This is a genomic window from Hominisplanchenecus murintestinalis, assembly GCF_943193015.1.
GTDB classification, from domain to species: Bacteria; Bacillota; Clostridia; order Lachnospirales; family Lachnospiraceae; genus Hominisplanchenecus_A; species Hominisplanchenecus_A murintestinalis.
Map to the genome: position 1 here is coordinate 1 of NZ_CALPCM010000021.1, position 24842 is coordinate 24842.

16 protein-coding genes and 1 tRNA gene are annotated in these 24842 nt (G+C 44.1%); 11 read left to right on the forward strand and 6 right to left on the reverse strand.

The window, feature by feature from the left end:
* The first annotated feature begins 214 nt into the window (after nt 1-214).
* From NFR99_RS08865 to NFR99_RS08875, 3 genes are read left to right on the forward strand one after another with little or no spacing between them, the layout of a single operon-like run.
* Nucleotides 215-1021: an Ig-like domain-containing protein gene (locus NFR99_RS08865; RefSeq protein ID WP_251353447.1), complete on the forward strand. Its 807-nt coding sequence runs from the start codon at nt 215-217 to the stop codon at nt 1019-1021.
* Nucleotides 960-1721 (forward strand): recombinase family protein, encoded by a 762-nt coding sequence (locus NFR99_RS08870; RefSeq protein ID WP_251353448.1) that lies wholly within the window; start codon nt 960-962, stop codon nt 1719-1721. The genes NFR99_RS08865 and NFR99_RS08870 overlap by 62 nt, the downstream gene beginning before the upstream one ends.
* A complete protein-coding gene (locus tag NFR99_RS08875) occupies nt 1718-2584 on the forward strand; it encodes a recombinase zinc ribbon domain-containing protein (protein WP_251353449.1) in 867 nt (288 codons plus the stop codon). Before NFR99_RS08870 ends, NFR99_RS08875 begins: the two co-directional genes overlap by 4 nt.
* Before the next feature lie 217 nt (nt 2585-2801).
* Here the strand turns inward: NFR99_RS08875 and NFR99_RS08880 are convergent, their stop codons facing one another.
* Complete coding sequence (locus NFR99_RS08880) at nt 2802-3704, reverse strand: metallophosphoesterase (RefSeq protein ID WP_251353450.1); 903 nt, start codon at nt 3702-3704, stop codon at nt 2802-2804.
* Nucleotides 3701-4597 (reverse strand): DUF4474 domain-containing protein, encoded by an 897-nt coding sequence (locus tag NFR99_RS08885; RefSeq protein ID WP_120485085.1) that lies wholly within the window; start codon nt 4595-4597, stop codon nt 3701-3703. Before NFR99_RS08885 ends, NFR99_RS08880 begins: the two co-directional genes overlap by 4 nt.
* Nucleotides 4598-4740: 143 nt before the next feature.
* Here NFR99_RS08885 and NFR99_RS08890 point away from each other — a divergent pair.
* From NFR99_RS08890 to NFR99_RS08915, 6 genes are all read left to right on the forward strand, one after another.
* Nucleotides 4741-4812: transfer RNA gene (locus NFR99_RS08890), tRNA-Glu, on the forward strand.
* Between the two features lie 182 nt (nt 4813-4994).
* Complete coding sequence (locus NFR99_RS08895) at nt 4995-5546, forward strand: Uma2 family endonuclease (RefSeq protein ID WP_120485084.1); 552 nt, start codon at nt 4995-4997, stop codon at nt 5544-5546.
* A 264-nt stretch (nt 5547-5810) separates the two neighbouring features.
* Nucleotides 5811-7733: a DNA gyrase/topoisomerase IV subunit B gene (locus tag NFR99_RS08900; protein WP_251353451.1), complete on the forward strand. Its 1923-nt coding sequence runs from the start codon at nt 5811-5813 to the stop codon at nt 7731-7733.
* Between the two features lie 22 nt (nt 7734-7755).
* Nucleotides 7756-10002 carry a DNA gyrase/topoisomerase IV subunit A gene (locus tag NFR99_RS08905; protein WP_120485082.1) on the forward strand — a complete coding sequence of 749 codons (2247 nt, stop codon included), beginning with the start codon at nt 7756-7758 and terminating at the stop codon, nt 10000-10002.
* Nucleotides 10003-10092: 90 nt separating this feature from the next.
* On the forward strand, nt 10093-11496 hold the full coding sequence (locus NFR99_RS08910) for an amidophosphoribosyltransferase (RefSeq protein WP_120485081.1): 1404 nt from the start codon (nt 10093-10095) through the stop codon (nt 11494-11496).
* Nucleotides 11497-11500: 4 nt separating this feature from the next.
* Nucleotides 11501-11983 (forward strand): acyl-CoA thioesterase, encoded by a 483-nt coding sequence (locus NFR99_RS08915; protein WP_251353452.1) that lies wholly within the window; start codon nt 11501-11503, stop codon nt 11981-11983.
* A 20-nt stretch (nt 11984-12003) separates the two neighbouring features.
* Here the strand turns inward: NFR99_RS08915 and aroA are convergent, their stop codons facing one another.
* Together aroA and NFR99_RS08925 are read right to left on the reverse strand one after the other, a co-directional pair.
* Nucleotides 12004-13284 carry a 3-phosphoshikimate 1-carboxyvinyltransferase gene (aroA, locus tag NFR99_RS08920; protein ID WP_251353453.1) on the reverse strand — a complete coding sequence of 427 codons (1281 nt, stop codon included), beginning with the start codon at nt 13282-13284 and terminating at the stop codon, nt 12004-12006.
* 36 nt (nt 13285-13320) lie between these two features.
* Entirely contained in the window at nt 13321-14418 is a 1098-nt protein-coding gene (locus NFR99_RS08925; RefSeq protein WP_251353454.1) for a prephenate dehydrogenase, read from the reverse strand.
* Between the two features lie 425 nt (nt 14419-14843).
* On the opposite strand from NFR99_RS08925, the gene NFR99_RS08930 reads away from it, so the two are divergent.
* Both NFR99_RS08930 and NFR99_RS08935 read left to right on the forward strand, forming a co-directional pair.
* Nucleotides 14844-19613 (forward strand): GDSL-type esterase/lipase family protein, encoded by a 4770-nt coding sequence (locus NFR99_RS08930; protein WP_251353455.1) that lies wholly within the window; start codon nt 14844-14846, stop codon nt 19611-19613.
* 23 nt (nt 19614-19636) lie between these two features.
* Nucleotides 19637-21169: a DUF5722 domain-containing protein gene (locus tag NFR99_RS08935; protein WP_135976440.1), complete on the forward strand. Its 1533-nt coding sequence runs from the start codon at nt 19637-19639 to the stop codon at nt 21167-21169.
* A gap of 112 nt (nt 21170-21281) precedes the next feature.
* Here NFR99_RS08935 and NFR99_RS08940 read toward each other — a convergent pair whose 3' ends face one another.
* Both NFR99_RS08940 and NFR99_RS08945 read right to left on the reverse strand, forming a co-directional pair.
* Entirely contained in the window at nt 21282-22070 is a 789-nt protein-coding gene (locus tag NFR99_RS08940) for an Ig-like domain-containing protein (RefSeq protein WP_135976572.1), read from the reverse strand.
* Between the two features lie 23 nt (nt 22071-22093).
* Nucleotides 22094-24484, reverse strand: a complete 2391-nt coding sequence (locus tag NFR99_RS08945) for a S8 family serine peptidase (RefSeq protein WP_135976571.1) — start codon at nt 24482-24484, stop codon at nt 22094-22096.
* Nucleotides 24485-24842 lie beyond the last annotated feature (358 nt).

A 24842-nucleotide genomic window follows, 5' to 3' on the forward strand; every position in this document is an offset into this window, starting at 1 on the left:
GGTTCTGTATCTCTTTTCACTTATTCTGTATCTATTGCGTTAGGCTATAATTAAGGGAGCGGGTGCAAAAGTAAAAAAGAAAGGAGCTGATTTTGAAATGGACAAAACTGATAAAAGAGAGTATAATTTTTAATTAAGCTAACATATGTCGAAAAATGACGATTTTTTTCACAAAAATGAATATTTAGCATATACCAAAGAAAGGGGATTCATTATGAAGAACATCATCAGAAAATCAATCGCAACTATTGTTATTATTGCTATGGCTTTAACACTGGCTATGCCCATGCAAGCAGAGGCAAAGGCAAAAGTGAAATTGAATAAAACTGAAATTGCGCTGAACGTCAAGAAATCATACAATCTTAAAGTATCTGGAACGACTGAGAAAGTCACATGGTCTACATCCAAAAAATCTGTTGCCACAGTAAATTCCAAAGGAAAAATAACCGCTAAGAAAAAGGGCACAGCTACAATTACCGCTAAGGTATCTGGCAAGAAATACACCTGCAAGGTGACTGTAAAACAGCCTGTTACCTCTGTAACACTGAATAAAAAGACCGCCACTCTTACTAAGAAAGGTGCTACGGTTACTCTGAAAGCTACAGCAAAGCCGACCAATGCTAATCAGCGTAAGGTCACATGGAAATCAAGTAATACTAAAGTTGTCAAAGTAGACAGTAACGGTAAAGTTTCGGCTGTTTCTAACGGGACAGCTACCATTACTGCTACCGCCGCAGATGGCTCTAAGAAGAAAGCTACTTGTAAGGTAACTGTTAAGAATGTTGGTACAGAGTGTAAGCATGACTGGGTCAGAGTGTTTACCACGGACAGCGGTCCAGTGTATTGCCAATGTGCATGTGGTCAGATATTCGCTAATGCAAAGGAGTGGCAGGCTCACAGAGTGGAAGCAGCTCTCAACCGTGAATACGGTCATGGCAGCTGCTCGGACTGTACTCCCTATGCAAAACCCTACAACTACGAAGAATGCTCCAAATGCGGGAAGAGAAGACCGTTACAATAGTTGCAAAAAAGGTAACATTCAATTTGAGTGTTACCTTTTTAGTTCCCATTCTCAAAATGAAGCGTCTATCGACCAGCAAAGGGAACAGGCGCAATTTTATGCGGAAAAACATGATTTGAATATGATCAAAGAATATACGGACAGGGCAATATCAGGAACAACGGACGAAAGACCAGGATTCCAGCAAATGTTAGCAGAAGTTAGCAAATTAAAACCTGCTGTTCTGATACTTTGGAAAACAGACAGGCTCGGTAGGGACAGATATACCCTTGCCCTTGCAAAGAAAACAATCCGGGATGCTGGCTGTTCTATAAGTTATATTGCAGAAGCGATTCCAGATGATTCACCGGAATCTGTTCTGATGGAGGGTATGCTGGAATCTATGGCAGAATTTTATTCAAAGCAGTTGCGTCAAAATGTTGTGCGCGGAATGCGTTATAATGCAGAGAATGCCCTTTATAACGGTCATAAGATGTTAGGGTATAAAGTGGACGATACAAAGCATTATATTAAAGATGAAACAACTGCTCCTGTGGTACAGTATATTTTTAAACAGTATGCAGATGGCAAGCCATTGACTGAAATTGCGGATGAGTTGAATGCACAGGGAGTAAGGACAGTGCATGGGCGTGTATTTAAAGTGAATAGCCTTAGGCATATTTTGAAAAACAAGGCGTATATGAGTATTCGGATATTATGATTGAGGATGGTATGCCAAGACTTGTATCGGATGAGCTTTTTGAAGAAGTACAGAAGCGGTTTGAAAGAAATAAGCACAAGGCAAAAACGCCATCTATTGAGGAGGACGCTCCTCGTTACTGGCTGACCGGGAAATTATATTGCGGTGAGTGCGGTGCAACAATGCATGGAATGTCCGGCACTTCAAAGACTGGTAAAATCCATTATTATTATGCCTGTAAAAATCATCGCAAACATAAATGTAATTTGCGGAACATACCTCAACTTCAATTAGAAGTCCATGTGGTGTGGGTTTTGCGTCAACTTCTTGAAAATTCAGAAAATCTGGCAAGCCTAGCTGTGGATGTAGCTACATATTACAAAGAGTTAAACGCTGATAATGGTTATATAGGTGGTTTAGAAGCCGAATTAAAAGAAACCGAGAAAGGTATCAATAATTTAATAAAGGCTATTGAAAAAGGCGTGCTGTCTGATACTGTTACAAATCGCCTTGCCGAATTAGAGAATCGGAAAACAGCTATTAAAGAAGCCATCGAAACAGAGAGGCTAAAACAGGCTATTGTAGATGATGGACACAGCATACAGCAGTATTTTGACAAGTATGCCAATGCAGACTTTGATGATACAGAAACAAGAAATACGATTTTAGAATATTTCGTTGATAAAATTTATGTTTATGATGACAGGCTTGTTATCACATGGTATTATATAAATAATGAAACAGTGATTGATTTAGACACGCTTACAGAAATTACTGATACTAAAAATGCTGACGGTGATAAGGGTGTGGAGAGTTCGACATTGAAACAGTCAGCTCCATATATGAAAAGTGTCGAAAACATAGCATTTTCGGCACTTTTTTAATGCTTTAAAAGCTATAAAATTGAATTTCAGGTCGTTTTCGGTTGTTTCAGAATGTAATCTTTGGGGTCAAAATTGGGGTCAAATTTTAAATGTTATTAAAAGGGCAATATAAAGATATATGCTATTTTTTAAATAAATCGATGCTGCACATAATCATAAGATTTACTTATGTCAATTGATTTTTGGATAACTGTCAGAGGTATAAAAACTCCCCCGGCTAGGATGCCGAGGGGTTTTTTGTATATTCGCTGATACAGATGGGGTCTGCGAGTACTTCACGCGCGACATAGAGGGTTTGGTCAGCCCGTGTATTCATCGTCCATTTTACAAGCGTCATGCAGCGATGTTCAACTTCAATGCAAGTGATACAGCGGGGATGGACGCAGCTTCCAGTGTTGCAGTAAGGTGCGTCGGCTGTTCCGATCATGGGGCGGTGTGTGTGCCCGGTGATTAATATATGACCTTTGCTTTGCGCCCAGTTTGTAAGTTTTTCTTCGGCGCGGCGTTTCTTTTTGTTATTCTTGGCGGCGCTGGTAGGGTCGTGGAATCCCATACGTTCGGCAGGACCCCATACATAACGTACAAGGAAACGGCTTAATTGCCACAGATTGCTGTTTAAAAAGTCGGTCTGATGGCCGTGAGTTAGGTAAATGTCTTTCTGCTGTTCGGAATCTTTTAGAATCAGGCCGGAATAGAAGGTGATTCCGGGAAAGAGGGGGAGGTCTTTACGCTCGGAAGGACAGGAATAAGATTCAAAAAACTGTTCTGCCTTTTTGGGTGATTTTTTTATAATATCATGATTTCCATATAGCAGATAGAGCCGCTTTTTCTGGTAAAATTTTGAGAGCAGCCAAAATACGTTGCTGTGGACATCTATAATCTGCTGCATGGAACGGTTCTCCCAAAGCTCGTCGCCGTCCCCGAGTTCGATATAGGTAAAACCCTGGGCATAGTAGTGCTGCAGCGCTGCAAAGTACAGATGCTGGTTTTTTAAAAAATTATCGCTGGAGCTGCCATTTCCCCGATGGCAGTCGCTGATTAAAATATATTTGGAATCTTCGGAGAGCGGGAGAGTGGGAGCCTGAAGGAAAGCTTTTTGGAGTCGGTGATTATAATTCATCGCATAGTCCTCCGGCGTTTTCTTGGTTTTCGTATGGTAATCATTTTCCTGAAAGCAAAGGGGAGGAAATAATACAGGTACAGAAGGCGGTCGATGTTTTTGCAAAACGGCCTGGTAATCCGGCGGTAAATCCAGCAGAACAGACGGTTCATGCACTGTGCTATGGCGCGGCGAAGCCTGAAATGGCGGCAGGGCTGCGGCGATTCTGGGATATCGAAAAAGAGGGTAACAGTATGGTCTTCTATGCAGAAAGTGTTTTGGCAATAGCCGTTCTCCTGTAAAGCTTCTGTGAAAGCATGCATCATGTCGCAATTCGGAAATGTGATGGAGACTGTCAGCTGCAGTTCGCGTGGTTTTGAGAACATTCCCATGCAAAATCCAGTCAGCCACCAGTGGCATTTGGATAGAGCAAAGAGTGGACGGCCGTTTTTACACAGGCGGATTTCCAAGGGAAGCATTTCGCATCCGCTGACTCCATAGAAAAGCGTGTGTTTGCGTTCGGATGGACGAAGAAGACGATCAGCTTTGTAGACGCCTACTTCACATCCTGTATTTATTCCGTACTGCCCTTTCCAAAATTCAATCATCCAGGTACAGCCTTTATAGTTAAAATAGACAGGTTCACAGTCGAACACCATCTGGAAAAAGGGCGCGGTGGCGTCAAAGAGGGTACAGTAACCGTAATGGCGCTGCCATGCGTCAATTCGTGAGGTGAATATATCCTGCTGCTCATCGTAAGCATATCCAAACGGAGTAATAAGGTCTGAAAGGATACAGCATTTTTCTTTCATGCACAGGCAGCATACTTTGCGGATCGCGCAGGGTTTCCGGTAAAACCGGAGATAGAAAAAGAAGATACATATTATGATAAAAATACCAACGCCTAAATACATGGCTTAGATACTCCTGATTTCTTTTTACTTTATCATATGTTTGACGGGACGGAGCTGTGCGGGAGTGAAAAAGAGAAGAAAGAGAAAAAAACGCTTGCATTTTGACGGAAGGTGTAGTAATATATGGGAGTCGGTTAAGATATGGTCCGTTGGTCAAGCGGTTAAGACGCCGCCCTCTCACGGCGGAAACAGGGGTTCGATTCCCCTACGGACTGTTGAGAAAATGTGAAACGCTAAAGCACGCAAGGTGAGTGTTATAGCGTTTTATTGTTTTGTAGGAATTGTTGTTTTAGAAAATTTCTTTTCAGCATTTGGGGTCTGTGCTATAATTTGATATTAGAGCGTGTTTGAAAATTCATTCCTGCCATCTGCACGCTTTAGGAAAGGATGTGAAACTATGCCATTATTGAAAGAAGAATATAGAAAGCAGGAAAAAATGAATGGCATCGTATATGATATGTCGCCATCGCCAAATTACAGGCATGGAATCATTAATAATAATATTAATACGATTATAAAGATAGGATTGAAGAATAGCTTGTGCCTGGTATTCATGGAAAATCTGGATTTTAAATATCATCCGGAGGAAAATGATGATTATGTCGTTCCTGATATCATGGTAATCTGTGACAGGAAGCATTTGAAAGGCGGGAGTTACAGCGGCGTGCCAAAGTTTATTGCTGAAACGTTAAGTCCGTCAACGGTCATGAAAGATAGGACAGAAAAAATGGCGGCTTATGAAAAAGCAGGAGTGGAAGAATATTGGATTGTTTCACAGCAGGGAGCCGTCGAAATCTATTACCTGGAAAATGGAAAATATATTTTGAGGTACAGTTATATTTTAGAAAATGACAAAGAAGAGGAACACTATAATGCAGAAACAGTGATCAGTTTAAGAGGATTTCCGCATATAACGATGACGCTGGGAGAGATATTTGAAGGTTTATAGAAGAAGCGAATCAGAAGAAGGTAAGAAGGACAAAAAGCAATATTCCATATCCGCGTGTAGAAGAAGCGGAGAAATAAATCATGGTAGTTTGGCAGATGTGGTTTATCGAAGGAATAGTGCTTTTTTTCTTGCATTTCTGTAGGATTTATGGTTATAATAGCCGTTGGGTAACAGAATATTAGTTCGCATATAAGACGGGATGATATCTTTCCGGAAATCCGGAGTGTATGCCGGGCAGGTTCCGGCGGAGAAAGGAATGAAAAAATGGCGAAAAGTATCACATATGACGCCGGCAGTATTTCAGTGTTGGAAGGACTGGAGGCAGTCAGGAAACGGCCGGGCATGTATATAGGAAGCGTGTCGCGGAAAGGGCTGAACCATCTGATATATGAGATTGTGGATAATGCCGTGGACGAGCATCTGGCAGGGCACTGTGACAGGATAGAGGTAACACTGGAGAAAGACGGCTCTGCTACGGTAAACGACAATGGACGTGGGATTCCGGTGGGGATGCACGAGAAAGGGATGTCTGCAGAGAGGCTTGTGTTTACCACGCTCCATGCGGGAGGAAAGTTTGATAATACGGTATATAAGACGAGCGGAGGGCTGCACGGGGTGGGTTCTTCGGTAGTCAATGCGCTGTCTGTTTATCTGGAAATCAAAGTAAGCCGTGAAGGTGCAGTGCACTATGACCGTTATGAGAGAGGCGTTCCTACCGTTGAATTAGAAAATGGGCTGCTTCCGGTCATCGGAAGGACGAAAAAGACGGGAACCTGGATTAACTTTCTGCCTGATCCGGAGATTTTTGAAAAGACCAGGTTTGCAGCGGCAGAGGTGAAGAGCAGGCTGCATGAGACGGCTTACCTGAACCCGAATCTGGTGATTGTTTTTGAGGATAAACGGGACGGGGCAACGGAACATATTGAGTTTCATGAACCTGATGGCATTATTGGATATGTAAAGGATTTGAATAAGAAGAAAGAGACTATCCATGAGCCGGTGTATTTTAAAGGGGAATCTGAAGGAATTACCGTGGAGTGTGCGTTCCAGTATGTGAATGAATTCCATGAAAATGTACTGGGCTTTTGTAATAATATTTACAACGCGGAGGGTGGTACGCACTTAACGGGATTTAAAACAGTGTTTACGACAGTGATGAACACGTATGCCAGGGAGCTTGGCATATTGAAAGAAAAAGACGCGAACTTTACCGGAGCGGACATAAGAAACGGGTTGACGGCTGTAATTTCCGTCAAACATCCGGCGCCCCGGTTTGAAGGGCAGACAAAGACGAAGCTGGACAATCAGGACGCTTCAAAGGCTTCAGGGAAGGTGACAGGAGAAGAGGTGGTTCTATATTTCGACAGAAATCTGGAGACGCTTAAAAGCGTGCTTTCCTGCGCGGAGAAAGCGGCGAAAATCAGACGGTCGGAAGAGAAAGCTAAGACGAATATGCTGACGAAGCAAAAATATTCTTTTGACTCGAACGGAAAATTAGCGAATTGTGAGAGCCGAGATGCTTCCAAGTGTGAGATTTTCATTGTGGAGGGAGATTCTGCGGGAGGTTCTGCAAAGACAGCCAGAAACCGGAATTTCCAGGCGATACTTCCTATCCGGGGGAAAATCTTGAATGTGGAAAAAGCGAGTATTGATAAGGTGCTGGCCAATGCAGAAATTAAAACAATGATCAATGCGTTTGGCTGCGGATTTTCTGAAGGGTACGGAAACGATTTTGACATTACAAAGCTGCGTTATGACAAGATTATCATTATGGCGGATGCTGATGTGGACGGCGCCCATATCAGCACGCTGCTTCTGACTCTGTTTTACCGTTTTATGCCGGATTTGATTTATGAAGGGCATGTATATATTGCGATGCCGCCTCTGTACAAGGCGATGCCGTCAAAAGGAGAAGAAGAATATCTTTATGATGACAAAGCTCTTGAGCGTTACCGTAAGGCACACAAAGGCTCATTTACCCTGCAGCGCTATAAAGGCCTTGGAGAAATGGATGCTGACCAGCTTTGGGAGACAACGCTGAATCCTGAGACCAGGATAATGAAGCGTGTGGAAATTGAAGATGCGAGGATGGCTTCGGATGTGACGGAGATGCTGATGGGGACGGAAGTTCCGCCACGGAAGGCATTTATCTATGAACATGCCCAGGATGCGGAACTTGACGTATAGCAATGGAAGGTAAGGTACAGAGATGGAAAGTTTAGAGCAGAATATTATACGCACGGAATATTCGGACGTGATGCAGAAGTCTTATATTGACTATGCTATGAGCGTTATCGTTTCGCGCGCGCTTCCGGACATCCGGGACGGACTCAAGCCGGTGCAGCGCCGTACGCTTTATGATATGTATGAGCTGGGTATCCGCTATGACAGGCCGTATAGGAAGTGCGCCCGTATCGTGGGCGATACGATGGGTAAATACCATCCCCACGGGGATAGTTCTATTTATGAAGCGCTGGTAGTGATGGCGCAGGAATTTAAAAAAGGGCTTCCTCTGGTGGACGGCCATGGAAATTTTGGCTCCATAGAAGGGGACGGGGCGGCTGCTATGAGATATACAGAAGCACGCCTGCAGAAGATTACCCAGGAGACGTTTTTAGGTGATTTGGATAAAAATGTAGTGGATTTTCTGCCAAACTTTGATGAGACAGAAAAGGAACCTGAGGTGCTTCCGGTACGGATTCCGAATTTTCTGGTAAACGGTTCCGAGGGAATCGCCGTAGGAATGGTCACCAGCGCTCCGCCGCATAATTTGGGTGAAGTGGTGGATGCAGTGCAGGCCATGATTAAAAACAGCAAAATTACGGATGAAGAGCTGATGCAGTACATCCAGGGACCGGATTTTCCGACAGGGGGAATTGTGGTAAACAAGGATGACCTGCCCCAGATTTACAAGACCGGGACGGGGAAAATCAAAATCCGGGGCAAGGTGGAAGTGGAGCAGCTAAAGGGCGGGAAAGAGCGCATCGTGATTACGGAAATTCCTTATACGATGCTGGGGGCGAACATCGGGAAGTTTTTAAACGATGTAGCGTCCCTGGTGGAGACGAAAAAGGCTTCGGACATCGTGGATATTTCAAACCAGTCCTCAAAAGAAGGTATCCGTATCGTGCTGGAGCTGAAGAAAAATGCAGATGCGCAAAACCTGATTAACTTGTTGTATAAGAAAACCCGGCTGGAAGATACGTTCAGCGTGAATATGCTGGCGGTATGCGATGGAAAGCCTGAGACGATGAGTCTTAGAAATGTGTTGGAGCATCATATCGATTTCCAGTTTGAACTGGCGACGCGGAAATACCGTACGCTTCTGAATAAAGAGCTGTCGAAAAAGGAGATTCAGGAAGGTCTTATCAAAGCATGTGATGTGATTGATTTGATTATTGAAATCCTGCGGGGAAGCAAGAGCCAGAAGCAGGTAAAGGCATGCCTGATCAATGGGGAGACGGAAGGGATTAAGTTTAAGTCAAAGGAATCAGAAAAGCTGGCGGCAGCCCTGCGTTTTACAGAGGCGCAGGCTACAGCGATTCTGGAAATGCGTCTGTATAAACTGATTGGGCTGGAGATTGAGGCGTTGATGAAGGAGCATGAGGCGACCCTGAAAAATATTGCCCGCTATGAGGATATCCTGAATAATTATCGGTCTATGGCGAAAGTGATTATCAAAGAGCTGGAGGCAGTGAAAAAGGAGTATGGGACGCCGAGGAGAACCGTGATAGAAAATGCTGCAGAAGCTGTCTATGAAGAGAAAAAGCCTGTCGAGACAGAAGTGGTATTTCTGATGGACAGATTCGGATACGCCAAGACGGTGGATGTTTCAGTGTATGAGCGGAACCGGGAAGCGGCGGATTCGGAAAATAAATACGTGCTGACCTGTATGAATACAGATAAAATCTGTATTTTTACAGATACCGGAAAGCAGCATACGGTGAAAGTGCCCGACGTGCCTTACGGCAAGTTCCGGGACAAGGGGACGCCTATCGATAATCTGTGTAATTATGACAGCGCTCAAGAGAAAATCGTATTGGTAGAGTGCCTGCAGAGAGTGAAAGGGGCGGTGCTTCTGTTTGCAACTGCCCAGGGAATGCTGAAACAGGTAGAGGGCAGCGAATTTGATGTGGCGAAACGTACCATAGCGGCAACGAAACTGCAGGAGGGTGACGAAGTGGTTTCGATTGCAGATATGAAGGGTATTGAGCAGCTGGCGCTCCAGACCCGCCAGGGATTTTTCCTGAGATTTCAGGCGGAAGAGGTTCCTTACAAGAAAAAGGGAGCCGTGGGCGTCCGGGGAATCCGGCTGGGAGAAGAGGATGTGTTGGAAGCGGTGCATTATCTGGACGCTTCCTGCGAAGGCACGGCAGTATATAAAGAAAAAGAAATCTGCCTGAAACGGCTGCGAATTGGCAAACGTGATACAAAGGGAACAAAGACCCGCGTGTAAAAAATGTCGAATGGGGTTGAGTTCGGATACACAAGAGGGTATACTGATAGAGAAGTACAGAAAGGCTCAATTTTGAAAGGAGTATAAGTTATGGGTGGAATATTCGGTGTTGCATCGAAACAGAATTGTGTGATGGATTTGTTTTTTGGAGTGGACTACCATTCCCATCTGGGAACGAGGCGAGGGGGAATGACTGTATACGGAGGAGCCGGATTCAATAAGGCAATCCATAATATAGAAAACTCACCATTCCGGACAAAGTTCGAGCGTGATGTAGAGGAGATGGAAGGGAATCTGGGAATCGGCTGTATTTCGGACAGCGAGCCGCAGCCTTTGGTTATCCAGTCGCACCTGGGAAGTTTTGCGATTACGACAGTGGGAAGGCTGGATAATGAACAGGAATTGATTAAATTGGCATATCAGAAAGGCCCGACTCAGTTTCTGGAGATGAGCGGCGGCAGAATCAATGCTACGGAGCTGGTGGCTTCCCTGATTAACCAGAAGGATAGTCTTGTAGAAGGTATTCGGTTTGTACAGGAAATCGTGAAAGGCTCCTTGACGCTTTTAATTATGACAAAAGAGGGAATATATGCCGCCAGGGACAGGATGGGAAGAACGCCGCTGGTTATTGGGAAGAAAAAGGATGCGTTCTGTGCATCTTTTGAAAGTTCTGCATATATTAACCTGGGCTATGTAGATTATAAGGAATTAGGACCTGGGGAAATCGTGTATATGACGCCTGAGAGTGTAGAGACAGTAAGCCCTCCGGGAAAGGAGATGAAGATATGTTCTTTCCTCTGGGTATATTATGGATACCCTACCTCAACATATGAAGGTGTAAATGTGGAAGAGATGCGCTACCACTGCGGAAAAATGCTGGCTAAGCGTGATAATGTGGATGTGGACTATGTGGCAGGTGTTCCGGATTCAGGAATTGCCCATGCCATTGGCTATGCCAATGAGTCCGGGATACCGTTTGCGCGTCCGTTTATTAAGTATACGCCGACCTGGCCTCGTTCTTTTATGCCTGCGAAACAGAGCCAGAGAAATCTGATCGCCCGGATGAAACTGATTCCGATAGATGCTTTGATTCGTGGAAAAAAGATGCTGCTGATTGATGATTCTATTGTGCGCGGCACGCAGCTAAGGGAAACGACAGAGTTTTTGTATCAGAGCGGTGCGAAGGAAGTACATATCCGCCCGGCGTGTCCGCCGTTGCTTTTCGGATGCAAATACTTGAATTTCTCCAGGTCGAAATCCGAGCTGGATCTGATTACCAGAAGGATTATCCGGGAGCGTGAAGGCGATAAGGAGGCGGAAGTACTGCAGGACTATGCGAACCCTGACAGCCAGAATTATAAAGAGATGGTGGATGAGATACGGAAGCAGCTGAATTTTACCAGCCTTCGGTTCCACAGGCTGGATGATATGGAAGCGTCTATTGGGATTTCACCGTGCAAGCTTTGTACATATTGCTGGAGCGGCAGAGAGTAAGCGTATGTTAGGACAGTCGGATAGCAGAATTGTTAAGGAGATGAGGGAAGTGCAGCCATATGAACACAGAGTACAGTACTATGAAACAGATCAGATGGGCATTGTCCACCACTCCAATTATATCCGCTGGTTTGAGGAAGCCAGGACAGATATGCTTCGCCAGATAGGAATTGGGTATGGAGAAATGGAGTGCAGGGGCATTGCCAGCCCGGTGCTGGAAGTATCGGCAAAATACCGGGCGATGACGCGTTTCGAAGATATGGTGGTTATCCGTGTAGATGTGGTGGAATTTAACGGAATTACTCTGCGGCTGGCTTACCGGGTAGAAGATAGAGAGACAGGAGAAGTCCGGTGTACCGGGGAAAGCAGGCATTGTTTTCTGGATCAGGCGGGGCACCCGATGTCTCTTAAAAGAAGCCGGCAGGAGATTTATGAGATACTTTCAAGACAGGTCTGCACAGGAAATGCGCAGACCATGAAAAAATAATTCAGGAATACAAAAGTATATTATGAGCAGATGATTTGTTTTAAATCTGTATAGAATCCTGGGTAGCTGATTTTTACGCAGTCGGCTCCCAGGATTTCTGTTTCTCCTTCGGAAACCAGAGCGGCGACGGCAAAGGACATAGCGATGCGGTGATCCAGGCAGCTGTCAACTTGTGCGCCGTGGAGTGTATGGCCGCCTTCAATTATCATGCCATCCGCTGTGGCGCGGATGTGCGCGCCCATAGCCGAAAGATTTTTAACCATAACGTCGATGCGGTTGGATTCTTTTACTTTCAGTTCTTGCGCGTCTTTGATGACAGTGGTGCCTTCTGCAAAACATGCCAGGACAGCGAGGATTGGGACTTCGTCAATTAGTGTCGGGATGATGCTGCCGTTTACAGTAATGCCGTGGAGACGGCTTGTTTTTACCAGCAGGTCAGCCGTGGGTTCTCCGCTGCTTTGTCTTTTATTCAGGAGTGTAATGCTGCCGCCCATCTCTCGAAATACCCGCAGGATGCCGTCACGGGTGGGATTGATGCCTACATTTTTTATCAGTATTTCAGAATCCGGAACCATAAGCCCGGCAGCGAGAAAATATGCGGCGGAGGAAATGTCTCCCGGTACATGGACATGCTGCCCGGTCAGCCGTGGGTTTGGGCTGACAGATGCATGAGTGCCTTCAGAGCGGGCGTCCGCCCCAAAATAGCGCAACATGATTTCTGAGTGGTTCCGCGAGAGGTAAGGTTCTGTTACGCTGGTAGGGCCGTCGGCATAAAGCCCTGCAAGTAAAATAGAAGATTTTACTTGTGCAGACGCCACGGGAGATAGATAATGAATGCCGTGGAGAGACTTTCCCGTAATATGCAGCGGTGCGCATCCGTTGTCCCGGATACTGGTAATCTGTGCGCCCATCTGTGTGAGCGGCTCTATAATCCGTTTCATGGGGCGAGTTTGGATAGAAGCATCTCCATTTAGAAAAGTTTCGAATTTCTGCCCGGCAAGGATACCGGAAATCAGCCGGGTAGTAGTCCCGCTGTTCCCGGTGTTCAGTTCCGACGTGGGTTTTGAGAGCCCGTGGAGCCCTTTTCCATGAATGCGGACAGTATTTTCCAGGAGTTCCACAGAAATACCAAGTTTCCGGAAACATTCGATGGTAGAAAGGCAGTCGGCGCCCAGAAGAAAGTTTGTAACTTCTGTCGTGCCCTCTGCTAACGCTCCCAGCATAACTGCACGGTGGGAGATGGATTTGTCGCCGGGAACCGTCAGCTCCCCGCGTAGTTTTTTTACTCTGCTATATTTCATAATATCTGTAGTTTCCTTTCTAATATGCCGGCTGTGTCATCGCTCGTAAATGGTGTAACGGTATTTCCTAAGCAATCCGACGGCTTTCTTCCGTGCTTCTTCCTCATAGAACTCGACCTGGAGTACGGCTTCTTCAAACTCACGGTTGTGGACGATACCGATATTTTTAATGCTGATACCGTTGGTAGCCAGGATTGTAGCCAGTGCGGCAATTCCTCCGGCTTCGTCCACCATATCGCAGTAAATAGAGTAGACTTTTTTGAGAGGTCCCCGTGAAACGTCAGATATAGAGTTCCGGTAATCCCTTGAAGTGTCAAAAAGCTCATAAATCTTGTGGCTGTCATGCTCTGCGAGCGCGATTTTGACTGATATCAGGCTGTTGATATAGTTGTCCAGCACGGTAATGATATTTTCCCGGTTTGTGGAGCAGATTTGCTCCCACATTTCCGGGGAAGACGAAGCAATCCTTGTGATATCTTTAAAGCCGCCCGCGGCTACGGTTTTCATCGTTTCCCTGTCATTGTCAGAATCTTTCACCAGATTTACCAGTGAAGACGCAATGAGATGGGGGAGATGGCTGATTGCCGCTGTCACGTAATCATGTTCCCGGTAATCCAGGATTAGGGGGAGCGCTTTGATTGTCTGTACTAGATTTTCGTAGCGCTTTACTTTGTCAGGCGAGACTTCCTCAGTGGGAGTCAGCACATAGTAAGCGTTCTCCAGAAGATGCCGCTTGGAATTGACGATTCCTGTCTTTTCAGAGCCTGCCATTGGATGGCCGCCGATGAAGTTTTTCTGCATCCCGAGGGCGTTGATGTGTTCATGGATATCCGTTTTGGTGCTTCCCACGTCTGTCAGAATACAATCTTCCTTTAGAAAAGGTTTCAGGGTTTGGAGGTAGGCGACATTTGCTTCCACGGGCGCGCACAGGAAAATGTAATCGCATTCCCCGTAAGCATTGCCGATTTCTGTACACGCATCATCAATAATCCCCTCAGAAAGCGCATACCGGGCGGTTTCAATGCTCCTTGTATGGGCAGTAATGTGCACGCCCGGATAAAAATATTTCAATGCTTTGGCGATGGAACCGCCAATTAGTCCCAGGCCAATAAAGCCAACCTTAAAATCATTCATGAAAAAAGTCCTTTCTCTGCCGCGTCCTTAAACGCACAATTATTGTTATTCTACTATGCAGGAATTCCAATGTCAACACTTTGTTGCGTCACAGTGCGACAGTTGTAACAGTTCAGCCCGGGACTTTGCACTTGCTGCAAAGTCCGTGAGAATGCGTAAATTCAGCCAGAGAATCCAGCCCTTTGTGCTCAGCAAACTTTAAATGGGCTGGATTCCGTAACAGTGAATCCGCAGGCTGAACTGTTACCAACAGTTTGGGAGAGCGAGGCGGCATTTTGGGGTATTTGGGGTGAGGAAATGATTTGACAAATGTAGTTTCAAGGAATATAATTAAAAAAATGTGATTTTTCACAAAACAGAGGCGAATAAGCTATGAAAATTATAGGAATTACCCAAGAAATTTGATTAAATGCAGGAGGGAGAATATGAAAGAGAAATGCAAGAAGATACTTTCGCTTGTACTGGCAGGGATTTTGGCTGTCAGCGGGGGAAGCGTGCAGGCGGCGGAACGTACGTCGAGGGGTGCGTCCATGGAAGAGGGACTTTCCTATGATGCGTCTGAGTTCAGAGGGACATCTTTTAATGGAACAAATGTGTTTTCAGTGTCAGAAAGCGACGCAAATCTTCTTAAAGAAAATTTGCGGAGCGCCATAGGCGTAGATATTTCGATTACTTTTAAGCCAACAAGCTTTCCTAAAAATTATATTAATTTGTTGGAAATTTACGACAAGGATAATAATTCGAATTCTGAAAGCGGCAAAAATTCATCGATTGCTGTGATTGTCGGCACAAACGGTACGGTATATGTGATGTCGGGAAGTTCACAGGGAAGCACGGATTGGGCGATACCGACAGGGCAAAGGCTTTCAGCTAATGCGTCTTATACATTAAATCTGTCTATTTCCGGGACAGGCGCAAGCTGTTCGTGGGACAACGGAAATGAATGGGCGGCAACAGATGCTACGGCAAAAGGCACGAAGGATTTTTTTAGGGCGTTTTTTGGAGAAACCTCAACGAATTACAGGGATTGGCGCACGGAAATAGATGCGGTAACGATTGGAGGATTAAGCGGAAACAGTTACCAGAAGCATACGAATTTTGGAAATCTAAATGGAGAAGTTACTGCCGTGACTGTTTCAGGAGTATCAGAACGCGGAGACGCTACCGGGATGTTCGCGGCGGATAAATATGACAATACCTGGCTGTTTGGCGGCGGTGTTGAGACGCAGGGAAGGTTCGAAGAAGTCGGAGGAGTCAGGAACTTTATCGGACAGTTTGAGGAATATGTGCGCTGGGTAAAGCGTGTGGACGGTGTTGTGCTTGGGATGCAGCGGTATACGATGAACGCTGGAAAGTCAGGCCAGGATGCCCAGGCGTTTGCGTCTGAGCTGGACAGCCATATTTCCAGGCTGGATCCAATGGCGGTATCTTATTTGGTTGGACCAGAAGATTATCTGAGAGGTGCAGAAGGGATAGAGGATTTTAAGGGCGCGTTAACCAGTATTATTCTAAAGGCTCTTGCTATGAAATATAATGAGGGGTTTGCGGTAATTCAGCTTCCACATGCGGTAAAGGACGCAGAAACAGCAGAAAATGTTTCCCTTTATGCGGCAGCGGCGAGGGAAGTTGTGCAGACGGCCAGCCCGGAAAACAGGCGGAGGATTATTCTTGTAGATCATTTGAGCCGGACAGATACAGATAATTTTAAAAATACGATGCTGACAGAGGACGGATTGCTGAATGCTGCAGGGCATTATGAGATTGCAAAGCAGTTTTCAGAAGATGTATATGGGCAGACGGCAGGTTTTCCGACCATACAGGACTGGCGTCAGACAGAGGCGCCGGATACCTGGCTGTCACAGGCGCCGGGAGTGGCAGCTTCGTCTGACAGCCTGAAAGTGACGGTTCCCCAGGAGGTACCCGGAACAGGGTGGAGATACATTCTGGAGATAGATGGGATGGAAATTAGCGGGTTAGCTTTCGGAAATCCATTTACGATCAGTGAGCTTCCTAAGGGAAAAGAATACACCCTGACAGTCAGGACGCAGGACGGAACGGTTCAGTTTGTTCCGGTGGCAGGAGAGATTGAGGAAGGGAATCAGGCAGCTGCGGCGGAGACGGAACGCACGGAGCTGCAGGAGGCAATCCGGGCGAAAGCAGATGATAAAGCAACTCCGTTGACGTGGCTTTTTATGGGAGATTCGATTACCCATGCCGCGCAGCATACGGGCGGTCATGACGGTATTGCACAGCTTTTTGAAAAATATGTAAAAGAAGATTTGGGGAGAGTAGACGACATCGTAATAAACACGGCGGTATCTGGTGCGACGGCGGCGAGGACGCTGGAGCACATTGAGCAGCGTATGACAAAGTATTGCCCTGATATCGTATCTATTATGCTCGGAACAAACGATGCGATAAATGATACTTACCAGGTACAGCTTAAGCAGATAGCGGCGAAAATCAGGGAAGTAAATCCGGATGCATTGATTATTTTCAGAAGCCCGACGCCGGGGACAGGAAATTGGGGGACAAAGATTCCTGGAGCGACCGGGTCCGTGGCGCGTATGCGGGATGTGGCAAAAGAAGATGGGAAGATATTGTTTATCGACCAGTGGACCAAATGGCAGGAAGAAATAGATGTATATCCCTATTTGATGAACAGTGCGCACTATTTTGGAGATGGAACGGTTCATCCTGGGGCGGCAGGCCAGGCAAGGATGACCAGGCAGTTCATTCGTGAGTGCGGATTGAACACGAACACCAGGATTGCGAATCTGGAGTACCAGTTTGCTTATGAAGATGTAGCAAAAGATGAGGCTCCAATATATATGCTTGGAGAAAATTCTATTGTGCTGAGTAAAGAGAATTTGCAGGAATTATACAGCGAAGGGACGCTTGGCGATGTATGTCTTACGGCTACGGAAAAGACTTCCGGAAGGACTTATTCCATAGAAGGAGGTGGAGAGGAACTTAAGCTTGACGGGCTTCCGACAGATCGGATTTATCAGGTGGAAGTCCACGCACTGGTGACAGGAAATACAGCAAAAAGAGTGAAGTTTGAGACTCAGAATGTAGAATTGAAAAAAGGACAGGTGCAAGAGTTTGTGCTGACGCTAAGTAACCGAAAGCTTAGGGAAACGGCAGTTGGGACAGAGGCAGGCAGTTTTGGAATGAAAGGAAAAGTTCCGGAGGGGACTTGCACGTATATGTTTGTTGATGGAGAGGGCGCACAGGATAATGATTATTTTGAGATTACAGGTACGGCTCTGAAAGTAAAAAAGGCTTTGAATGCAAACAGGGCTTACAGCATCCGCGTTCGGGCAGAAATTGGTGAACATGCGGCAGAAGGGGCATTTATCATTCAGACAATGCCTATGCTGAAATCAGTGCGTGCGGCGGCAAAGAATTCGTTTGATACGGACAAAATGGCATTAGATCTGGATCTTTCTGATGTGGTTTTTGATGGTACGAATATTGTAGATTTGGGAGATGCAAATGATTCCCGTTATATGGGAGGCGCATACATCCGTGCAATGCAGAATCTGAGGGAACGCACCACAGGCGGCACAATCGTCTATCGTTTTAAAACTACCCAGACAGTAGGGACAACGGTTTGGGGGGCAGGCGGAAGTAACACTACGGCGCAGTCATCTGATATGGTCTATGGGCTGGCGGCAAACGGCAAATTCCGTGCGTCTTTCCGGACAGAGACAAGCGGTTTGCGGGGAGAGTTAGGCTCAGCAATTAATGATGGAGCGTGGCATACGGTTGCTATGAGCTTTGATACTACACGGCAAGATTATCAGGGGCAGATTCGCGTCAGTATAGACGGAGGAAGCGATATCATGGTGCCGGGATGGTGGAGAGACGGCTGGCAGAGCTGGTTCAATAAGACGGATTCCGATATCACAAGTTTCGTGGTTGGCGGTGGGAAATATAAGAATTTCGCATATGGAATGACAAATGGCTTTAGCGGCCAGGTTTCTTTCATTACGATAACAGATGATGTGTATACGGAGGAAGAATTGATGGCATTGTCCGGCGACAGGACAGAGAACACTATGCCGGGGGAAATGTCCATTTCAGGAAAACAGCCGATAACCATTCAGGATGACGGAAACATTTCACTGCCTTCGGATGCCTGTATGAATGCAGAAATAAAATGGGATGAAGAAGAAGAAACAGCAGAAATTATCCTCACACCAAATGGGGATGCAGTGATTGACATGGATGGGATAGATATTTCAGTTGTAAATGCCGCAAAGCTGGGATTTGATGAGAAAGCGACAGACATTGAGTTTATCGAAGGAAAAGTGGTAATCAGGCTTGTGAAAAAAGCAAATCAGGAAGTAAAGGAACTGCAGGATGAACTGTCCGGCTATGTGAGTCAGTATGCGGATAAGATACAGAAGGACGGAGGAAAATATACAGAAGAGTCCTGGAGTCAGTTCGTGCAGGCTTATAATGCCATGAAACGGGCAATAGAAGAGGATGAGAAGGATGTAGAGCTTCTGAAGGGATATAAAAATGTGTTTCTGGCAGCAGAGCAGGGGCTGGTGCTGAAAGAACCAGATCCTGGTTCAAATCCAGATAAGCCAGATCCAGATAAGCCAGACCCAGATAAACCGAATCCTGTACCGCATCCAAATCCACGGCCTGTACCTCCTGGTTCAACCCCTGGGTATAGTGACATCAGAGAGGGAAATATCTATGAAAGTAAGGGCTATCTCTATAAGGTTACAAGTCTTTTAAAACGTACGGTGACGGTAGTAGGAATGAAGGGGAGTTTCACAAAACTTGTAGTTCCTGACACAGTGATATTTGAGAACGTGAAATATAAAGTAACAGAAATCGGTGCGTCGGCATTCAAAAATAACAAAAAAGCGACAAGTATTACAGTAGGAAAAAATGTGTTAAAAATTGGAAACAATGCTTTTGCGGGCTGTAAGAAGGTGAGGAAAGCCGTTTTGAAGAGCACAGTATTAAAGCAGTTGGAAGGAAAGGTATTTTATAACTGTAAGAAACTGAAGAGTATCGTGATTAAAAGCACGAAACTGAAAAAAGCAGGGAAAAATGCATTTAAGGGCATTTACAAGAAAGCAGTCATTAAGGTTCCGAAAAAGAAATATAAGGCATATACAAAACTTTTGAAAAAGAAAGGCCAGGGGAAAAGCGTAAAGATTAAAAAATAAACGGAAGGAAAGAAGGGGATAAAATGAGATATAGAAGGATTGGACTGGTTTTAATCATTCTTTTTGCAGTGTGCTTCTGTCTGTCTGGAAGACAGGCAGAAGCAGCATCAAAGCCGGCAAAGATTACGTCTGCAAAGATTGTGTCTGGCAGCACGGTAGTCCGTGCGAAAGTGAATGGTAAAGTATCAGGCAGCGACGGAAACTATTATCTGGTAAAGATCAATGGACTTACCGGGAAACCTGTCTGTGTACTGGCGGAATCTCCGAAGAAATCAAAGCTTACTTTTAAACTGGATACACAGGACAAAGTCAATGTGGTTTCTAAATTCGGCATTGCAGTAAAGAAAGGGAAGTCACTAAAGCTTATCAGCAATACGAAATATGTGAGTAATCCTCAGGCTGCTGCGGAGAATACCCAGAAATATAAGCTTCCGCCCACAAAGAAGGGCATTCACTTTGCGGCAGATACGAATCTGGATTCTAAACATACGCTGGTAAATGTAAACCTGAATGATTTGATAGCAGAAGAGGGAGAAGGTACACCTTACGTCTACAATGGTAAGACCTACTATTTTAACAAAACCATGCAAAGGGAAGTAAAAATGTTTGTAAAACGGGGAGTCTGCGTGACTCTGGTAGTGTACATGCCCTGGAACAGTGAGAATCAATATTTGATTTATCCTACGGCAAGGCAGCCCCGGGACGATTACTGGTATATGCTGAATACCTTACATAATAAGTCCAGAGAAACCCTGGAGGCAGCGTTCTGCTATCTGGGCGAGGTGTTTAGCCAGCCGGACTGTTTGGTTTCAAATTGGGTGTTGGGAAATGAGGTGAATTCCCAGAAACAATGGAATCATGCCGGAAATCTCTCTTTCAAAAAATATGTGCAGGCTTATGTGCAGGCGTTTAAGATGCTTAGCGACGCCGTCCATGCGGGATGGTCAAATGCGAGAGTATTCGTGCCTTTGGACAATGCGTGGAATATCCCGATATCCGAGGTAGGGTGGAACGGCAAGACGTTTCTGACGGAGTTTGCAAAAGTCTTGAAAACAGAGGATTCCAGGACGAAGTGGAATCTGGCATATCACTCCTATTCCTTTCCGTTGCCGTCCGCCCCATACAAAAAGAATCAGTATGTGACAAAAAGCGCAGAATCACCGTACATTACACCTCAGAATCTCAAATATTTAACAGATTATATTAAGAGGAAATACGGCTCGTCCACCAGGATCATCCTGTCAGAGCAGGGATATATGGCTTCTATGGGCGAAAGGGCACAGGCAGCATCTATTCTTTACTCTTACTATATTGCAGAGTTTAATTCTATGGTGGACGCGTACATCATGCGCTGTGAGCATGATGATGAATGGGAAGTGACACAGGGGTATGCTATGGGGCTGACCGGATTGAACGGAAAACGCCGTGCAGCATACAAGGTGTACAAATACATGGACTCTGAGAAATCCTCCGTGTATGCAAAGAAATATCGGAAAACGATAGGGGGAGACTGGAAAGCGGCAGTTCCGGGATATAAGGCTTCAAGATTTAAATAGAGTTATTCATACAAATATATAATATAACGGCAGCTCAGCGGAAAAACTGAGCTGCCGTTTATTCTCGTGAGTAGAGAGTTAAGTGACTGCTGCTTGCGGCGGGATCTTTGATTTAAGGTATTTCCTGATAATCAAGCGTATAATAATCAATCATGGCAGCGTCCTTTTTATTTAGTTTTAGAGCCAGAGTATAACTGGTCAATGTGGGTGGTAAGGGAGGAAGGCTGGAATCCCGCTCTTTATAAGGAAAGGTGACAATAGCCTGAAGTTTTCCGTCAGCATCCAGTTTTGTCCTGCAGGATGTGATAGGCTCTTTCTCTTGGCGGTAAGTTTCCAGAAGAACAAGAGTCTCTTTATCAAAGTTCATGTTTCGATATGCCGCCAGGGGAGAAGATTTCAGAGCCTTCCGGTAACTTCTTTTATAAAAACCATCTTTCGCCATCTTTTTTAAAAGCTCATCAATATCTTCCTGGCTTCTGATAACAATAGGATTCTCTTTCATGTAAGGTGAATTGAGATAAGTCTGCCCAGAAATGACGCATTCCTTTTCTGATTTTTTGGGGCGTTTTTTAACAATTACTTTTATAAAAGCATTGATTTTTACATTTTTTCTGGAGCTTGCAGCAATGCGTGTTGTTCCTGCTTTTTTTGCGGTTACTAATCCCTGCGGTGATACAGACGCGATGGATTTTCTTTTAGATTTCCATCCTACTTTTACAGAAGCTTGCCTGGGGATTACCTTTTCTACGCTTAATTTTTTTGTCTCTCCCACGTACAGCAGGATTTCCCGGCGATTTAGTATGATTTTCTTTGGCTGCGGTTTTTCTTTTGCCGTGACAGGAATAGAAAAGATATATAGCAGACATGCCAGGAAAAGAAAATATTTTTTTGAGATTTTCATAGAAATTCCTCCTTGTATAATTATTATTTTGCTTTTTTAGTTGCGATTGCAGAAAAATTTGAGAAAATGGCTGTTCCATTTGGCTTGCGGTAAGCACGTATTTTATAATAATATGTAGTGCCAGCTTTTGGTGTTGCATCTGAATAGGAAAGAATTGTTCCGCTGGTTATAGTATGAATACGTTTGTATGTACCGTTCTTGCTTTCGGAACGCCAAATTTGATATCCTTCTGCTCCATCAACTTTCTGCCAAGCAGCAGTTATTTTTCCAGTAGTGGAAGTTAATGATAAACCTGTCGGCGTATTCAATGTGCATACAGCATTAACAATAGGGGTATAATTGCTAAATCGAAAACTATCTTTGTAGGAAATAGCAGCACGTATTTTATAATAATATCTAGTGCCAGTCGCTCTATTTGAATCCTTATACCACCAATAACCATTTCCATTACTATTCGTATCGCAGGTTGTATCACAATGGAGGCTGGCTATTTTTGTATATGTTCCATTTGGTTCTGTTGAACGGAATATTAGGTAACGTTCTGCCCATGTAATTCCTTTCCAATGCAGAGCAATAGAATTATAATTTTTTGCAACAGCTTGCATATTTGTTGGTGCAATGTTACTGATAAATTTTTGTTTGGCAGTTTGAAGAGCAAGGTTGATATTTAATAGTCCATAACCGGAATAAATGTCCTTTCCAGGAGTAAATAGATCAGTTGCAGTTTCGCATAAAATGGATTCAATTTCATCCGCGCTTAAAATCTTATCTGTAGGTACAGATCGCATAGAAGCAAGGATTGCGGCGGCAGCAGAAACCATAGGTGTAGAAAGGGAAGTTCCACCACTTGAAATATATCCATTATTAAGAGTACAAACGTAGATATCAACTCCCGGTGCTGCGAGGTCGACAGTATTATGATAATTTGAGAAGCTAGCGCGTGTATTATCTTTATTTACAGAAGCAACAGATATTACATGGTTAAAATTAGCGGGGCAATAACTTTCATTTTTACCGTTATTTCCTACAGCACCACATAGGACCACGTCTGCCTCATGGGCATAATTAATTACATCTTGTACGTCAGGATCTTCCCAAGAGATCCCAAGACTCATATTAATAACTCGTGCTCCATTGCTTACAGCATAACGAATTGCCTCAATCAGGGATTTGTTTTCAAAATGATATTGTTTTTTTCCATCTTCAATATATGGTTGATAGTACAAATTTATTGCGATGATTTTAGTTAGATTGCCTTCTGGGCTTGCTATGCCAACGATTCCTTTTTTGTTATTGGATTCTGCTGCAATAACGCTTGCGACTTCTGTTCCATGATCGGCATAAGTAACATAGTCTCGCAAATAGCAGTTATTGAGATTCATAGGTTGTATATCCACACTATTTCCGTTTTTTACAAAAGAGATACTTAATTCTTTAGAATATTGATTTTTTAAGTCCTCATGTGTGATATCAAGACCAGTATCAATCACTGCCACATAAGTTTCTTGGGCTAGTACTTCTGTTCCAGAGCTTTGATAGGTTTTCCATGCCTGTGTTGCTTGGATTTGGTTTAAATAGGTTTGTTCATTTACTTTTGTGTCATTTACACCAAAATCACTTTGTATTGACACAGGATTTCTTACAATTCCATCCATTTCTACATGGGAAACACAGTCTAAAGTTCCCAAAAGTTTTTTTGCTTTTTCAACAGTCATATCCAAGCCAATATTCATAGCTACGATTAGTGGGAATTTATAATCCTTTACTTTTTCAAGTCGTTTTAAATCACATTCAGGCAAGTTCTCATTAATAGGAAAAGTTCTTAAAATATGATAACTCCCGCCAATGTAATTGGCGATTTCTGCAATTTGTTCTTCAGTAGTTCCGTCTTTAAAAGTTATAAGAACTTCTCCAGCTTTATAATTCAATAGATTTTGCTTATCCCGTTCTGCTTTTGCTTCAGCATAATCTGCTAACATACTATTTGCACGTGAATCTGTTTTGCTTGAAAAAGCAGTTATCTGACTTATATTGAAACTTTCCTCCTCATAATAAGCATTCAATACTTCGTGTAATGCTGTCTCATAAAGCTTTTCGTCTTGAATCTGATTTATAGCTTCCGCAGTAGATATAGCATCCTCTCTGGATAGTTCTGTAATTGTTTCTATTGTCATTTGTTCTTGAAGTGAAAAACGCTTTTTTTGAGCAGGCAGTAGGTTGTTCAATGTATCAATATCTCGCTCTACTTCTTCTAGTGAAGTTTTTTCTTCAAGTATTTTTTCTACATTCTGAGCGTCATCCAGTACAATTTCTGGGCTGACAGGTTGTTCTATAATTTCTGCTGCATGGCTAGAAGTTCCGAAAGATATGGATATACCCAGTATAAGTGCGCAAAATTTACGTGCTTTTTTCATGAAATTTCCCCCTTTTCTTTTTGAAAATATAATCGTTTAAAACTTATAATATTATTAAAACAGTTACTGATTTAATATTGGAAATTGTTACTTATAAATATATTTATAGCTTAAAATGAACTTATTGTCAATATATGTTATTAAAATATATAGTTCAAGAATATAATTTGCTGATTGCTTTTGAATATTGGATTATTGACATCCAGAGTAAACATTGGGAAATTATCAGTTCCGTAATTATCTGCTGTAAATGATAAATCGTCGGTTCCGTAGTTGTCCGGAGTAAGTACTGCTAATGATTTCGCAGATTTTTAGCGGGATGTGGCAGTCTCTGCGATAAAACGCAATTTACCAGGGA

Coding starts and splice junctions, on each gene's coding strand:
- NFR99_RS08865 (WP_251353447.1), top strand. CDS start 215: ATGAAGAACATCATCAGAAAATCAATCGCAACTATTGTTATTATTGCT.
- NFR99_RS08870 (WP_251353448.1), top strand. CDS start 960: ATGCAAAACCCTACAACTACGAAGAATGCTCCAAATGCGGGAAGAGAA.
- NFR99_RS08875 (WP_251353449.1), top strand. CDS start 1,718: ATGATTGAGGATGGTATGCCAAGACTTGTATCGGATGAGCTTTTTGAA.
- NFR99_RS08880 (WP_251353450.1), bottom strand. CDS start 3,704: ATGAATTATAATCACCGACTCCAAAAAGCTTTCCTTCAGGCTCCCACT.
- NFR99_RS08885 (WP_120485085.1), bottom strand. CDS start 4,597: ATGTATTTAGGCGTTGGTATTTTTATCATAATATGTATCTTCTTTTTC.
- NFR99_RS08895 (WP_120485084.1), top strand. CDS start 4,995: ATGCCATTATTGAAAGAAGAATATAGAAAGCAGGAAAAAATGAATGGC.
- NFR99_RS08900 (WP_251353451.1), top strand. CDS start 5,811: ATGGCGAAAAGTATCACATATGACGCCGGCAGTATTTCAGTGTTGGAA.
- NFR99_RS08905 (WP_120485082.1), top strand. CDS start 7,756: ATGGAAAGTTTAGAGCAGAATATTATACGCACGGAATATTCGGACGTG.
- NFR99_RS08910 (WP_120485081.1), top strand. CDS start 10,093: ATGGGTGGAATATTCGGTGTTGCATCGAAACAGAATTGTGTGATGGAT.
- NFR99_RS08915 (WP_251353452.1), top strand. CDS start 11,501: ATGTTAGGACAGTCGGATAGCAGAATTGTTAAGGAGATGAGGGAAGTG.
- aroA (WP_251353453.1), bottom strand. CDS start 13,284: ATGAAATATAGCAGAGTAAAAAAACTACGCGGGGAGCTGACGGTTCCC.
- NFR99_RS08925 (WP_251353454.1), bottom strand. CDS start 14,418: ATGAATGATTTTAAGGTTGGCTTTATTGGCCTGGGACTAATTGGCGGT.
- NFR99_RS08930 (WP_251353455.1), top strand. CDS start 14,844: ATGAAAGAGAAATGCAAGAAGATACTTTCGCTTGTACTGGCAGGGATT.
- NFR99_RS08935 (WP_135976440.1), top strand. CDS start 19,637: ATGAGATATAGAAGGATTGGACTGGTTTTAATCATTCTTTTTGCAGTG.
- NFR99_RS08940 (WP_135976572.1), bottom strand. CDS start 22,070: ATGAAAATCTCAAAAAAATATTTTCTTTTCCTGGCATGTCTGCTATAT.
- NFR99_RS08945 (WP_135976571.1), bottom strand. CDS start 24,484: ATGAAAAAAGCACGTAAATTTTGCGCACTTATACTGGGTATATCCATA.